7 protein-coding genes are annotated in these 16,431 nt (G+C 46.1%); all 7 read left to right on the top strand.

The window, feature by feature from the left end:
- Window positions 1-13 precede the first annotated feature (13 nt).
- Entirely contained in the window at window positions 14-2,230 is a 2,217-nt protein-coding gene (locus QL234_RS31415) for a type I secretion system permease/ATPase (protein ID WP_281561677.1), read from the top strand.
- Window positions 2,220-3,596, top strand: coding sequence for an HlyD family type I secretion periplasmic adaptor subunit (locus tag QL234_RS31420; RefSeq protein ID WP_281561678.1), 1,377 nt, complete (start codon window positions 2,220-2,222; stop codon window positions 3,594-3,596). Before QL234_RS31415 ends, QL234_RS31420 begins: the two co-directional genes overlap by 11 nt.
- Window positions 3,597-3,894: 298 nt before the next feature.
- Window positions 3,895-4,743, top strand: a complete 849-nt coding sequence (locus QL234_RS31425; RefSeq protein WP_281561679.1) for a hypothetical protein — start codon at window positions 3,895-3,897, stop codon at window positions 4,741-4,743.
- A gap of 14 nt (window positions 4,744-4,757) precedes the next feature.
- Window positions 4,758-5,549 (top strand): hypothetical protein, encoded by a 792-nt coding sequence (locus tag QL234_RS31430; RefSeq protein ID WP_281561680.1) that lies wholly within the window; start codon window positions 4,758-4,760, stop codon window positions 5,547-5,549.
- Window positions 5,550-5,573: 24 nt separating this feature from the next.
- A complete protein-coding gene (locus tag QL234_RS31435) occupies window positions 5,574-6,683 on the top strand; it encodes a hypothetical protein (protein WP_281561681.1) in 1,110 nt (369 codons plus the stop codon).
- Between the two features lie 14 nt (window positions 6,684-6,697).
- Window positions 6,698-7,492: a hypothetical protein gene (locus QL234_RS31440; RefSeq protein WP_281561682.1), complete on the top strand. Its 795-nt coding sequence runs from the start codon at window positions 6,698-6,700 to the stop codon at window positions 7,490-7,492.
- Between the two features lie 24 nt (window positions 7,493-7,516).
- Window positions 7,517-16,431, top strand: an 8,915-nt coding sequence (locus QL234_RS31445; protein WP_281561683.1) for a calcium-binding protein, incomplete at its 3' end; no start/stop codon positions are given.

Below are 16,431 nucleotides of genomic sequence, written 5' to 3' on the forward strand. Positions count from 1 at the left end.
ACTCAGGAACCAGATGTCGAGCCATTTTCTCTCGGGAATTCAATGCCTGGCATTGGTTGCCCGTTTTCAGCAATTACCCGCAGAACCTGATGCACTTTTTCGAGAGTTTCAGCATGACGATGAGTCTCTCACGGACATTAATTTGGTCCGGGCGGCAAAAAGTTTGGGCTTTAAAGCTAAATTTATTCAGGATTCTTCAGAAAAGCTCAGCGCTCATTTATTGCCGGCGATAGGCCGCCATCAAGATGGCCATTTTTTTATTATTGCCAAAGTGGCGAATGATGAAGTGCTGATCCATGATTTAGAAAAAAATAAACCCACGACACATTCTTATGAGGAGTTGGCATCTTTTTGGGCAGGTGATTTACTGCTGTTATCAAAGCGGAGCTCCTTGTTAACAGAAAGTGCTAAGTTCGGCTTTTCCTGGTTTCTTCCGGCACTCGTTAAATATAAGCCCTATTTTACCGATGTTTTTTTGGCTTCGTTTTTTATTCAATTGGTAGGACTGGCGTCGCCGATATTTTTTCAGGTGGTGATTGATAAAGTTCTGGTGCATAAAGGTATGACCACCCTGGATGTGCTCGCGGTAGGCTTTTTTCTTGTGATCACCTTTGAAGTTTTATTAACGGGGCTGAGGACCTATGTTTTCTCTCATACCACTAACCGTGTAGATGTCGAATTAGGCAGTAAGCTTTATAAGCATATGTTGTCCCTGCCTGTAGCCTATTTTAATACCCGTCGGGTTGGCGATACCGTCGCCAGAGTGAAAGAGCTGGACAGCATTCGGGAGTTTTTGACCGGCTCATCCCTGACGGTGGTATTAGATATCTTATTCAGCTTTGTGTTTTTTGCGGTAATGTTTTATTACGCGCCCCTGCTCACCTGGATAATTTTAGGCACTATCCCGTTTTATTTAGCCCTGTCGTTATTAATCACCCCGACTTTACGTAAACGCTTGAATGAAAAGTTTCAGCGCAGCGCTGAAAATCATTCGTTTTTGGTGGAGTCGGTTAATGGTGTTGAAACCATCAAAGCGATGGCTGTTGAGCCGCAGCTGCGTAATTCTTGGGAAGACAAACTTGCGGATTATGTTAATACCTCTTTTAAAACCAGTAATCTGAATAATATCTATAGCCAGATCGCGGCGTATATCAATAAAGTTGGCGGATTACTTACTTTGTATTTTGGCTCAATTGCCGTGGTTAGCGCAGAGCTCACTATCGGCCAGTTTATTGCCTTTAATATGTTAGCACAGCGGGTCAGCGGGCCAATCATGCGATTAGTAAACCTTTGGCAAGACTTTCAGCAGGCCAATATTTCACTGCAGCGGTTAGGGGATGTACTCAATTCCCCGGCAGAACCTGGCTATAACCCTAATCGGGCTACTCTGCCGGCGATTAAAGGGCAAGTGCTGTTTGAAAATGTTGTTTTTCGCTATGGCCCAGATCGGGCGCCGGTAATAAATAACATCAGTTTTCAATGTCGACCAGGGGAAGTTATTGGCATAGTTGGCCGCTCCGGCTCGGGCAAGAGCACCCTCACTAAGCTGGTGCAACGTTTATATGTGCCGGAATCCGGACGTGTCTTAATTGACGGGGTTGATTTAGCTATGGTTGAACCTGCCTGGTTACGTCGTCAGGTTGGTGTTGTATTGCAAGAAAATTTCTTGTTTAACCGTACTGTAAGGGAAAATATCGCCCTAGTGGACCCAGGGATGCCGATGACACAAGTGGTTCAGGCCGCGCAACTTGCCGGGGCTCATGAATTTATATTGGAATTACCTGAAGGTTATGACACGGTGATTGGCGAGCAGGGATCATCTCTTTCCGGCGGGCAACGCCAGCGTATTGCCATTGCCAGGGCATTAGTCACCAATCCCAAGATTCTAATTTTTGATGAGGCCACCAGTGCCCTGGATTATGAATCAGAACGTATTATTCAGGCCAATATGCGCCGCATCAGTGCCGGGCGTACAGTCTTTATCATTGCCCATCGGTTATCGGCCGTCAAAGATGCGCACCGTATTATGGTGGTTGATCAAGGACACCTGGTTGAACAGGGCAATCACCAGCAGTTAGTCAACCACGGCGGTATTTATGCGCAACTACATTCTATTCAAAACCATCATGGCCTCGGAATGGCTGCCAAAGCAACGCCAACGTCTTCCTCGGTAATTAATGAAAAAAAGAGCGAACAGGCTCCTCAAGCAGTGAGGAATAATGATGAGTAATAAGCAACCCGCTAAAATGAGCCAACCGGTTACTCAGCATTTGGCACCAGAGAAGTTGGCATTTCTTCCTGCCGCCCTGGAAATACAGGCTGCTCCCCCGGCAAAGTGGAGCCGATGTTTATTATGGGCAATTATGGGGTTGTTATTACTGTCGATCATTTGGGCATCCTGGGCTGAAATTGACATCATTGCCACGGCACAGGGAAAAATTGTCCCGAGCGGGCAAGTCAAAGTGATTCAGCCCCTGGAAAATGGCGTGGTTAAAAGTATCTTTATCAAGGAAGGGCAGACGGTTAAAGCAGGAGAAAAACTCATAGCCCTGGATACTACCACCAGCCAGGCAGATGTTGACCGGTTAAAGAATGAATGGCTTGGCTATAGCCAAGATTTAGCCCGGCAACAAAAATTCCTGAACAAACTGGGCGCGCAAGTAGATCAGGGCAAGGAGCTAACACCCCTGCCAGATGATTCCCCACTTCCCTTCAATCAACAGTTATTATTAGCGTCAAGCTGGCAGGAGTATTTATCTAAGCAGGATAGTTATCTTAGTGAAATAGAGAAGCTATTAGCGGAGAAAAAAGCCATTCATATTAAAGTGTTCCGTTTAGAAAAAACCTTGCCTTTAATCAAAGAAAGAGAACAGAGCTATCTGACATTATTAACTACCTCCGCGGTTTCGAAAAATCAATATTTAGAGTTAAAACAACAGCGTATCGAGCAGGAAGAAACCCTGAACCTGGAAAGGGCCAATGTTGAGCAAATTGAGGCTACTATTATGGCTGCCCGTCAAAACCTGACCACCTATCTTGCTGAAACCCGGCGCAATATCTTGCAAGAGATCAATCAGCTCAGCCGACAAAGCGAAAGCCTGAATCAGGAACTGACTAAAGCTACACGATTAACCGAGTTAAGAATTTTGACCGCGCCGGTTGACGGTGTGGTCGAACAGCTGGCCATTGCCACTATAGGCGGGGTCGTCACCGGTGCGCAAGAGTTATTGCGTATCGTCCCTAAGGGACAAGCGTTGGAAGTTGATGCCGGCTTACTCAATAAAGATATAGGTTTTGTGCAGATAGGACAAAGTGCAGAGATTAAAATTGATAGTTTTCCTTTTACTAAATTCGGCGTTATTGATGGCAAGGTTAAAGATATTTCCGCTGATGCCATAGAAGATGAAAACTTAGGATTACTTTTTCCACTCAAAGCCTCCCTGGCGGATGAGCAAATTAAGGTTGATGGTAAATGGGTGAACTTAAAACCTGGCATGTCAGTCACCGTTGAAGTTAAAACAGGTACTCGACGCCTGATGGAGTTTTTACTGGCCCCTCTGCTGCGAGGTGTTAGTGAGGGAGCAAGAGAGCGATAATGAATCTCCTGGGCATTGTTCCAAAATGAAGTGAGAGGCTGTCAAAAGCGTTAGCGTAATACCGGAAGTTTGTGAAATTTCTCTGTAAGTATTCATTGAAGGAATAAGTAACGTGACAATAACACCTGCAGCATTAACCCAGGAACAATATGAAAGTCTGCGCTATGAACTCATTAAACTGGTCGAAGAAGGCGGCCATGAAAATGAAATGTTTTTTTATTTTTAATCATAAAGATAACTTTAAATCTATATAGAATGTGAACTGAAAATAAAATCATCAAAAATCAAGGAAAATAATATGATAAAGGTTTTTCCCTGGCTAAAGGCCCTGGGGTTGCTAGGGGTATTATTACCTACCATAGGTCAGGCATATGTTGATATTGCAGGTGAACGAATTCCATTTGAAGTCAAAAAAGGCACCCGGTTTGAGCTATGCAATGATGTTGCGGCATACATCAATAACCACCGAGACCATTATGATACCAATCCCAGGGAGTTGTTTACCTTTAAGGCTGGTAAGTTCAATAAACCCAAATCAACCCCATCGACGAAGGAACGCTATATCCAATTAGCATTACAAAGTGTAGCTCATAGTAAAATCAGACTAACAGGTTTTAATAGCTGGAAAAAAAACCTTGAGCGTGTCGAACAACGTATGCAAGAACAGCTGGAGGCGCAGGAGTTGGTGTTGGATACCAATGATCCCGTACCAACTACCGAAGCACAACAAGCGGTTGACAGCTTTATTAATCATTTGGCAGATATTCAAAAATATGAAAACAGCTATGGGCACATGGTTGATGAAGCCAACAATAATTTGGCTTCATCATCGGCATTTTCAGGGCTGGATGTTGCTACCGTCGGTGAACTCTTCAAACCGATTGCCGGTTATATCCTCGAACGCTTCAGCCCGGCAGACGGCAGCATAGATCTGACCCAGTTCGCCCATTCGATCAACGGCCAGGTGATGCTGGGCATTACCGACGGCAACGGCGATATCGCCTCTTCGGTCAAAGGCTCGGCCGGGGACGGCAACGACCTGCTGGTGGCGGTGGAGAACAAAAGCAACAGTTTTTCAGGCAACTGCGCACAACAAAGGTTGAAAGGAAATACAGAACATAAAGCCCCGATATTTATCGCCGCGTAAAGGAAACCATTAAAATGAAACGACTTATAACGCAAAAGAGCCATGGTCTGTTAGCGGCCTTGCTGCTGCTCCCGCACTTGGTAGTTGCTGGTGGGGGAAATACAAACCCGGCGCAAAAAGAAGCACTTGAGCAAGAACCGGCTTCCGGCCAGGAAACCAGCCCAGAGCAGACAAATTCCTTAAAGTTGCCGGAAGAGACTACAAGCGAACCGCCGGTTAACTTTGTCCTGAAAAAAGGCAAACAATATTCCCTGTGTAACGATTTGCTCGCTTATTTAAAGCAAAACTATGCTTTGCGCAGCGAGTTTGCACAAACGGCTTTTTCAGCGAAAAGTGAGCTGTTTTCTACCCCTAGCTATACCCCGCTGGAGCCTAAAAAAGGCCTGCGCATCGATATGCAGCTAGCAGCCTATGGCCGTAAAGGCTTGTATGGTGCTCATGGGTGGCTGAAATCTCTGGAAAGATATGAACAGCGCTTTAAAGACATGCAGTTTTTTACCACAAAAATTGATCTGAATAATGATGGCAAGGCAGACAAAGTGCAAATGAGAGCACTTTATTCTCTTAAAGGTAAGTATCAGGTGTTTTCGAATTTTCCTTTAAATCGCTGGGACAATATTGCGGTTGATTGGTTCGATCAACAGAGGGTAAGCACCATAGGGGGTGAGCTGTTCTTGTACCAGGGACGGACATTTACATTAAAACAATGGCCTTGGTCATTGGCTGTTAATGAGCCGATAAAAAGAAAGCGTGGGGATGTCATTGGTATCAGCGTAACCCCGGAAGTTTGTGAAATATTACTCTAAGTATTAATTGAAGGAATAAACAACGTGACAATAACCACTACAGCATTAACCCAGGAACAATATAACAACCTGCGCTATGAACTTATTAAGCTGGTGGAAGAAGGCGGCCATGAGAACCTTGATTTATATCCGGATAGCAACGGACTGGTTACTACCGGTGTGGGTTTTAATTTGCACGAATCAATAGTACTGAACAAGGTACTTGAACTTGGCCTTGAGATTGAAGATGAAAATATTAGAGCTGATTATATTATTGAGCTGTTGCCTGTTATAAACGAAGCCAGAGGCCAAACCCAGGCAGAAATACAGGCAGCACTCGATGCCAAGTGGCTTGAGCTTAACGGTGAAGGCGAATTTAAAATTCCCGATGCACAAACCGTCAGAACGATTTTTGATGCGCTGGCCGACGATGTCTTTGAACCGGCATTGAATAACCGCCTGGTAAGCGAGGGGATCACAGGCTTATCCGGCAATGGCGGCAATTATTCCCTGGAGCGCCTGGCGCTGATCTCACTGGAATACAACAACGGTAACGCCCTGATACAGGATGGCTTAAAAAACGCCCTGAAAAACGGCGACCGCTTCGAGGCCTGGTATCAGATCCGCTACGAGTCCAACGGCGACAACAGCGCCGGTATCGCCAAAAGGCGCTTTTTCGAATCAAGCCTGTTCGGGCTTTTCAACAGCGCCAACCCGACCGTCAGCGAAGCGGAAAATGCCGTGGATGGTTTTATCGGCCACCTGGCAAAAATCCAAAGTGTCGAAAACCAGTACGGCAGCCAGGTGGCCAATGCAAGAAGCGATTATGCCAGCTTTGTCAATGCCAACAATATCAATATTGCCGGTGTCGGCGAACTCTTCAAACCGATTGCCGGTTATATCCTCGAACGCTTCAGCCCGGCAGACGGCAGCATAGATCTGACCCAGTTCGCTCATTCGATCAACGGCCAGGTGATGCTGGGCATTACCGACGGCAACGGCGATATCGCCTCTTCGGTCAAAGGCACGGCCGGGGACGGCAACGACCTGCTGGTGGCGGTGGAGAACAAAAGCAACAGTTTTTCAGGCAACTGCGCACAACAAAGGTTGAAAGGAAATACAGAACATAAAGCCCCGATATTTATCGCCGCGTAAAGGAAACCATTAAAATGAAACGACTTATAACGCAAAAGAGCCATGGTCTGTTAGCGGCCTTGCTGCTGCTCCCGCACTTGGTAGTTGCTGGTGGGGGAAATACAAACCCGGCGCAAAAAGAAGCACTTGAGCAAGAACCGGCTTCCGGCCAGGAAACCAGCCCAGAGCAGACAAATTCCTTAAAGTTGCCGGAAGAGACTACAAGCGAACCGCCGGTTAACTTTGTCCTGAAAAAAGGCAAACAATATTCCCTGTGTAACGATTTGCTCGCTTATTTAAAGCAAAACTATGCTTTGCGCAGCGAGTTGGCACAAACGGCTTTTTCAGCAAAAAGCGAGCTGTTTTCTACTCCTACCTATACCCCACTTGAGCCGAAAAAAGGCCTGCGCATCGATATGCAGTTAGCAGCCTATGGCCGTAAAGGCTTACATGGTTATGGCGGCTGGCTTAAATCCCTAAACAGGTATGAACAGCGCTTTAAAGATATGCAGTTTTTTACCACAAAAATTGATCTGAATAATGACGGTAAGGCCGACAAGGTACAAATGAAATCGATCTATTCACCTAAATTAGCGTATCGAGTTTTTTCGAATCTCCCCATTAATCGCTGGGACAATATTGCGGTTGATTGGTTCGATAAACAAAGAGTAACCACAATAAGTGGTGAGTTATTTTTATACCAGGGACGGACATTTACATTAAAACAATGGCCTGGCGATATATTAGCAGTAAATGAACCTATAAAGAGAAAACGCGGGGATGTAACTGGCATCAGCGTGACCCCGGAAGTTTGTGAGATCTCATTTTAAGTATTATTTAAAGGAATAAACAACGTGACAATAACGACTACAGCATTAACCCAGGAACAATATGAAAGTCTGCGCTATGAACTCATTAAACTGGTCGAAGAAGGCGGCCATGAAAATCTCGATCTATACCCGGATAGTGACGGGTTGGTCACTACCGGTGTAGGTTTTAATCTGCATGAAATGGGAGTCTTGAATAAGGTACTTGAACTTGGTTTTTCAATAGAAACACAAAACGAAAGGGATATTCTAATTGCTGAACTGCTGCCGGTGATCAATGAAGCCAGAGGCCAAACCCAGGCAGAAATACAGGCAGCACTCGATGCCAAGTGGCTTGAGCTTAACGGTGAAGGCGAATTTAAAATTCCCGATGCACAAACCGTCAGAACGATTTTTGATGCGCTGGCCGACGATGTCTTTGAACCGGCATTGAATAACCGCCTGGTAAGCGAGGGGATCACAGGCTTATCCGGCAATGGCGGCAATTACTCCCTGGAGCGCCTGGCGCTGATCTCACTGGAATACAACAACGGTAATGCCCTGATACAGGATGGCTTAAAAAACGCCCTGAAAAACGGCGACCGCTTCGAAGCCTGGTACCAGATCCGCTACGAGTCCAACGGCGACAACAGCGCCGGTATCGCCAAAAGGCGCTTTTTCGAATCAAGCCTGTTCGGGCTTTTCAACAGCGCCAACCCGACCGTCAACGAAGCCGAAAATGCCGTGGATGGCTTTATCGGCCACCTGGCAAAAATCCAAAGTGTCGAAAACCAGTACGGCAGCCAGGTGGCCAATGCAAGAAGCGATTATGCCAGCTTTGTCAATGCCAATAATATCGATATTGCCGGTGTCGGCGAACTCTTCAAACCGATTGCCGGTTATATCCTCGAACGCTTCAGCCCGGCAGACGGCAGCATAGATCTGACCCAGTTCGCTCATTCGATCAACGGGCAGGTGATGCTGGGCATTACCGACGGCAACGGCGATATCGCCTCTTCGGTCAAAGGCACGGCTGGGGACGGCAACGACCTGCTGGTGGCGGTGGAGAACAAAAGCAACAGTCTCAGCGGCGGCCTGGGGGACGATGTGCTTGTCGGCCATAACAGTGCCGATACGCTAACCGGGGGCGCCGGGCATGATACTCTGGTCGGCAACGACGGCAGCGACAAGCTTGACGGCGGCAGCGGCGACGATGAACTATACGGCGGCGAAGGCGCTGATGAGCTTCGCGGCGGCGAAGACAACGATACCCTTGAAGGCGGCAGCGGCGGCGACACACTTTACGGGGATGCCGGCGACGACAAGCTCTATGGCGGCGAAGGCAACGACAGCTTGTACGGCAACGGCGGGGCAAACCAGCTCGCAGGCGGGGAGGGATTCGATACTTATTATGTTGAAACCGGCGGCGATATCATCTGGGACAGTGATGGCTCGGGGAAAATCATAGCCAATAATAAGGATTTAAGTGGTACTTACAATGCCATCAGTGAAACTGAATATCAGCAGAAAGGTGGTAATGTTGTCCTGAAACTGGAAGGCAGTATTTTAACGGTTAGCGGGGCGACACCCGAGGGCAGTTTCACCGTTGAAGGATTTCAAAAAGGCGATTTAGGTATAGAGTTTTCAGCTGAATTTGAAGACAGTGATGAAGAATTAAGCGGCGTAGAAGGGGCTGCAGTCAGTGGGAACTTACTTGCCAATCATACCAACAAGGTTGGTCCGGTGACCTTGAAGTCTATCCTCGTTGCCGGACGTACTTATCAATTTCCCTCCATGGCTGATCCAAATGAACTAGCATCAGCTGCCAGTGATGAAATTCATGCTTTTGGGGGACAAAGTACTAGCCTCTTAACTGGTGCTCCCTTGAATTCAGACAATGAGGCTCAATCAAGTCATGCTATTGAGATACCCAATGTTGGCACCCTATATGTGTTCGCTAACGGGCAGATGAATTTTATCCCGGTGGAAGCATTTTATGGTGATGTCCCAGAGGTGTCTTACACCGTACAAAATAGCTTAGGGGATGAAAATACTTCAACCTTAAATATCGAGATTAAGGAGTTACCTGACCCACCGAAGCCAATAAAACCTCGCTTATCCACTGGTAGTCCTCTGGTGCTTGATCTGGACGGCGATGGTATCGAAACTACGGGGTTCACGGCGAATATTCATTTTGATCTTGATGGCGATGGGTTCAGAGAGTTAACCGGTTTTGTTGGCCCGGACGATGGCCTGTTAACTTTAGATCGCAATGGTGACGGTCTTGTTAATAACGGCAGTGAATTATTTGGTAATTATACTCAGCTTACTGATGGGAGTTTAGCAAGTCACGGTTTTGAAGCCCTGGCTGAACTAGATAGTAATGGCGATGAGTGGGTTGATATATTAGACCCAGGTTTTGCTGACTTAAAGATATTTCGGGATTTAAACCAGAATGGGGTAAGCGATGAGGGGGAGTTATTTAGTCTCACAGAGCTTGGTGTTGACTTCCTCTCTCTGGATTATCCCTATCAGAGTTATACTGATGAATTTGGTAATCAGCACCGACAAGTGGGCAGTTATACTGATAGTACGGGGCAGGTCATGGTTATGGCCGATGTATGGTTTCTCCGTGATGAAACCGATATCGAATATGAAAATATAGATATTCCGCTTGATATTGCAGTATTACCTAATGTTAGAGGTTTTGGCCAGGCTTATTCATTGCAGCAGGCGATGGTCCGCGATAGCTCTGGTAAGTTGAAACAACTTGTTGAGCAGTTTGTTAATGCCTCATCGCGTCAGGAAAGACAAGAGTTAACGGAAGCTATTATCTTTGCCTGGGCGGGGCAAGAAGATGAATATATAGAACATCCACATGATCCGCTTATGGATCTCCGTAAAATAGGCGTATTAGAAGTCTTTCATAATGATCACTTCCCTAATTCTACACGCATTGAAATGATTGATGACTATAACCAAGCTTTTGATGACTTGTTCGATACAGTTTTTTTCCAGTTGGCCTCCCGTAGTTATTTGCAACCATTCTTCACCGAAATTAGTTGGACGCAGTCGGTTGAAACAGGCTTTTGGCTGGCAGATTACAGCCAGCTAATATCTATGATGTTTGATGTTGCAGAGCAAAACCCCACCAGTGCACAAGATATGATCATGGATATCTTTCAAAGTTTACATGGGGTCAACGTTTATGATACTTCAACTGTCGATCGTTTAAATAATGCCATTGATCAATTTGTGCAAACGGAGGATATATCTGTTTACTCATCGGAAACCATCACTCATATTGTCAATTCGACAATAGAGTCGACTTCAGGTGATGATAATATTAACGGCAATAATAGTAATAACTTGATGTTTGCTCAGGAAGGGAATGATTGGCTTGATGGCAAGGGGGGGAATGACATACTTGATGGCGGTAAAGGCTATGATACGCTGATAGGTGGTAGCGGTAATGATGAGTACCGTTTCGGTAGAGGCTATGGTTTTGATAATATTTATAATCATGATACAGGCCCTGGCCGATATGACGTGATTCGCTTGCAGGAAGGGGTTACTCTTGATGATCTTTCTTTCAAACGAGAAGGGAATAACCTGATAATTGGCATTATTGGCACGCTTGATAAACTACAGATAATGTCACATTTCGATCAGGAGGGACTTTCACAACATTATATAGATGCCATTGTTTTTAGTGACGGTAGCACTTTAGATATTGGGCCCACGCAATTTGATCAGCTTAATTTGGCTAGCCAAATGATAACTGAAAGCAGTGATCAAATACACGGAACCTCCGATGCTGATATGATTAATGGTAACGGAGGAAACGATGTTATCTATGGTAAAGAAGGCGATGATCAGTTATTAGGCAGCGCCGGAGATGATTATCTATATGGAGATGTAGGAAACGATATTTTAAGTGGCGGTTTAGGGAACGATAAGCTTTTTGGTGGTGATGATAACGATCAGCTCTTGGGTGACGAAGGTAATGATCTTCTCTCTGCAGGCAGTGGCAATGATCAGCTCTCTGGTGGAGATGGTAGTGATCAGCTCTTTGGGGGAGAGGGTAATGATCAACTCTTTGGTGGCAAAGATAGTGATATCCTAAAAGGTGAAGCGGGAGATGATGTTTACCACTTTGCAGTGGGGGATGGACAAGACATCATAGATGATCACGATGGCGTCAATAGTCTGGAATTAGGCGCAGGCATCAATAAAACCGATATCCAGTTAGTAAGCAATAACGCAGATTTAACACTGATTATGGGTGATGATAGTATCACTATAACCAAATGGTTTGATGATGAGCAATATAAACTCAGTGAAATCCGTTTTGCTGATGGAAGCAGTTGGTTAACGGCGGACATCGATGCCTTACTGGCTCAGCAACCGGGTCCGCATACTGCTTACCTCTATAATTTATCGGATGGCAATTATGTCATAGAGGATTCTGAGGGCATTGATACACTGCGTTTTGGTGTTGGTATTAGCCAGGACGACCTAAATATCAGTCATGATGGTGATGATATTATCATTGCACTGATAGCCGGAGACGGTACTCTTAGCGGTGATCAGATCACCTTAGTTAATGCATTTACTCATATTACCAACCATATAGAAACTCTCGTCTTTCACGATGGCAGTACGATGACTGCAGAGCAAGTTCATGCAGCAGCACTTATCCTTACCGGTAGTGAAGTGGATGATACTTTAAAGGGATCGGATTTTGCCGATGAGATTTATGGTTTAAAAGGGCATGATGTTATTGATGCCGGCGAAGGTGATGATACGCTAACTGGTGGGGAAGGAAATGATAGCTTGGATGGAAATATCGGTAACGATACTTTAATCGGTGGCCAGGGCAACGACAGTTACCTATTTAACCTGGGATACGGACAAGATGTCATTGAAGATAACTCGGGTATAGATACTTTGGTATTTGGTGTAGGTATTACCCGAGATATGCTATATATCAGCCGCGAAGATAGCAATATCATCATTGCTGTGGTGAAGAGTGATGGCAGCCCCAGTGGTGATCAAGTCACCCTAACCAATGCTTTTATTGACAGTGCCAATCGTATTGAAACTGTAGTCTTTGCCGATGGTAGTACTATGACGGCGGACGAAGTTCATGAAGCAGCACTCAACAATTACAATGAACCGCTTACCATCACCGAAGGGGATGATCTTCTCTACGGTACGTCCGGCGCAGATGTGATTGATGCACTTGGCGGCAATGATCAAATTTACGGTCAAGCAGGAGACGACGAATTACAAGGGAAAGCCGGTGATGATCACCTCTATGGCGGGGCGGGTAAGGATACTTTAATTGGCGGCTCTGGCGATAACACCTTAGTCGGCGGTGATGGTGATGACCTGATCAAAATGACTGTCAGCGAGGTTGAAGATTTCAGTTTAAGCAGTTACAGCAACACTCTGGAAGGTGGATTAGGTAATGATAACCTGCAAGGAAATACGGGCAAAGATCGTTATGTTTTTAACCAGGGAGATGGCCAGGACACCATAAAAGATCATGGTGGCCTCGACATTCTTTCATTTGGCGCAGGGATCACGCAGGAGCATTTGAAAATTACCCTGAGCAATACAACCGATATTTTGATCCAATTAATGGATGATAGCGGACTGTTAACCGGTGATCAGATATTGCTTGAAGACAGTAACAGTAGCACCAGTTATCGGATTGAGTCCTTCATGTTTGACGATGGTACCAGTATGAATTGGGCTGCCATCGAGCAAAAATTTCTCAGAGTGGAAGGTACCGGCGGTGATGATACGCTGAGCGGCACCGCAAAAAATAATACTCTCCTAGGATTGTCTGGGAATGATACCTTAACCGGTTATGCCGGTAATAATATCCTGCTCGGTGGAGAAGGGAATGATATCCTGCGCTTAAATAGTTCAACGTATCTCCCTAGTTATGCCGGTTACAACAATATCCTCGAAGGAGGTCTAGGGAATGATACCTTACAGGGGGATTTAGGTAATGAAACCTATGTCTTCAACCGGGGAGATGGTCAGGACACGATAAAAGACTATGGCGGGACAGATACCCTTTCTTTCGGTGCAGGTATTACCCAGGAACATTTGAAAATTACGGCGAGCGGCACTGCTGATGTTTTGATCGAGCTAACGGATGATTATGGGGTGCCCACTGGAGAGCAGATCATCCTTGAAGGGGCTAACAACAGTGCCAGTTACCGTGTTGAGTCACTGGTATTTGCCGACGGCAGCAGTATGGACTGGGCGGCCATTGAAGAAAAGCTGAAAACCCTAGCGGGGACTGATGAGGACGATACTATTACTGGCACTGCTGAAGATAATATTCTGTTAGGCCTGTCTGGTAATGACACTTTGACGGGTAAAAGTGGCAATAATATCCTCAAAGGCGGAGAAGGGAATGATGTGCTGCGTTTAAGTGGCTCTACATATCTCCCTAGTTATGCCGGTTATACCAATATTTTCGAAGGTGGCTTAGGGAATGACACCTTGCAGGGGGATTTAGGTGATGAAACTTATGTCTTTAACCGGGGGGATGGCCAGGATTCCATAAAAGATTATGGTGGCACCGATACCCTTTCCTTCGGTACCGGGATCACCGAGGAGCACCTGATAATCACCAAGAGTGGCACAGCAGATATTCTGATCCAGCTCATAGATGATGATGGTGTGCTTACCGGGGATCAAGTTCTGCTTGAAGGTGTTACCAGTAATGCCGGTTATCGCATTGAATCCCTATTGTTTGACGATAGTACCAGTATGGATTGGGAGGCTATTTATCGGGCGGCTATGGCCATCAGGGGCACCGGTGGGGAGGATATACTTAACGGGACCTCTGAAGACGATATTCTGTTAGGCCTGTCAGGAGATGATGTACTGTTATCAGAAAGCGGGAATGATTTGCTGGATGGCGGTGCGGGAAATGATACTTTGATCGGCGGTACGGGTAATAATACGTTACTCGGTGGTAAGGGAGATGACCTGCTCAAACTGGCTGTCAATGAGTCAGCAAGCGCCAGTTATAGCGACTACAGCAATATACTGGCAGGCGGGGTAGGCAATGATATCCTGCTAGGAAATACCGGCACAGATCGCTATATCTTTAATCCGGGAGATGGTCAGGATAGCATAAAAGATTTTGGTGGGGTTGACACGATTGCCTTTGGTGAGGGGATCAGTGGGGATAAACTGAAAATTACTCGTAGTGGCGATCATGATATTTTGATACAGCTTCTGGATGAAAGCGACCTTCCTTCGGGTGATCACCTTCTTATTGAAGGGGCGTTCACTGACAGCACGCACCATGTTGAGTTGTTGGAGTTTTTTGATGGTACCAGTATGGATTGGGCGGCTGTTTACCAGGCGGCTATCGCCATCAGGGGGACCAGTGGTGATGATATCCTTAACGGGACTTCTGAAGACAATATTCTGTTAGGCCTGGGAGGGAATGATACCTTATCATCAGAAAGCGGCAACGACTTGCTCGATGGTGGCGCGGGGAATGATATCTTGATCGGTGGTACGGGTAATAATACCTTGCTCGGTGGTGAGGGGAACGATTTGCTTAAACTCACGGTTAATGAGTCAGCAAATGCCAGTTATAGCGATTACAGCAATACCCTGGCAGGTGGCTTAGGTAATGATAGCCTGCAAGGAAATACCGGCATAGATCGCTATGTCTTCAACCAGGGAGATGGACAGGACAGGATTAAAGACTTTGGGGGAGCTGACATAATCGTCTTTGGTGAAGGGATCCGCCGGGATAAGCTGAGTATTAGTCGCAGTGGCGATCATGATATTTTGATACAGCTCCTGGGTGAAGATGATCAGCCCTCGGGTGATCACCTTCTTATTGAAGGGGCTTTCACTGACAGCACGCATCACATAGAGCTTTTGGAGTTTTTTGATGGGAGCCGTATGGACTGGGAGATGATTTATCAGGAAGCTATCGCCATAAAAGGAACCAGCGGAAGTGATATGCTTAACGGCACCACGGAAGATAATATATTGTTAGGCCTGGCAGGTGATGACACCTTAACAGGCTATGCCGGTAATAATATCTTGCGCGGCGGTGAGGGGGATGATCTCCTGCGTTTGAATGGGGTAACCTATCTCCCTAGTTATGCCGGTTACATGAACATTCTCGAAGGTGGGCTGGGGAATGATACCTTGCAGGGGGATTTAGGCGATGAAACTTATATCTTCAACCGGGGGGATGGGCAGGACACGATAAAAGATTATGGCGGTACTGACATTCTTTCCTTCGGTAGCGGGATCACTGAGGAGCACCTGATAATCACCAAGAGTGGCACAGCAGATATTCTGATCCAGTTAATGAATGATGATGGTGTGCTAACCGGTGATCAAATTTTGCTTGAAGGTGCGAACGGCAGTGCCAGTTACCGTGTTGAGACCTTGCTGTTCGCTGATGGCCGCAATATGAACTGGACCGATATTGAAGAAAAGCTGAAAACCCTAGCGGGGACTGATGAGGACGATACTATTACTGGCACTGCTGAAGATAATATTCTGTTAGGCCTGTCTGGTAATGACACTTTGACGGGTAAAAGTGGCAATAATATCCTCAAAGGCGGAGAAGGGAATGATGTGCTGCGTTTAAGTGGCTCTACATATCTCCCTAGTTATGCAGGTTATACCAATATTTTCGAAGGTGGCTTGGGGGATGATACCTTGCTGGGGGATTTAGGAAACGAAACTTATGTCTTTAACCGGGGGGATGGCCAGGACACGATAAAAGATTATGGCGGTACTGACACCCTTTCCTTCGGTAGCGGGATCACCGAGGAGCACCTGATAATTACCAAAAGTGGTACTGTAGATGTTTTAATCCAGTTAACCGATGATGATGGTGCGCTTACCGGTGATCAGATCCTGCTTGAAGGGGCTAACAACAGTGCCAGTTACCG

Source organism: Thalassomonas sp. RHCl1, assembly GCF_947387555.1.
In the GTDB taxonomy this organism is placed as follows: domain Bacteria; phylum Pseudomonadota; class Gammaproteobacteria; order Enterobacterales; family Alteromonadaceae; genus Thalassomonas.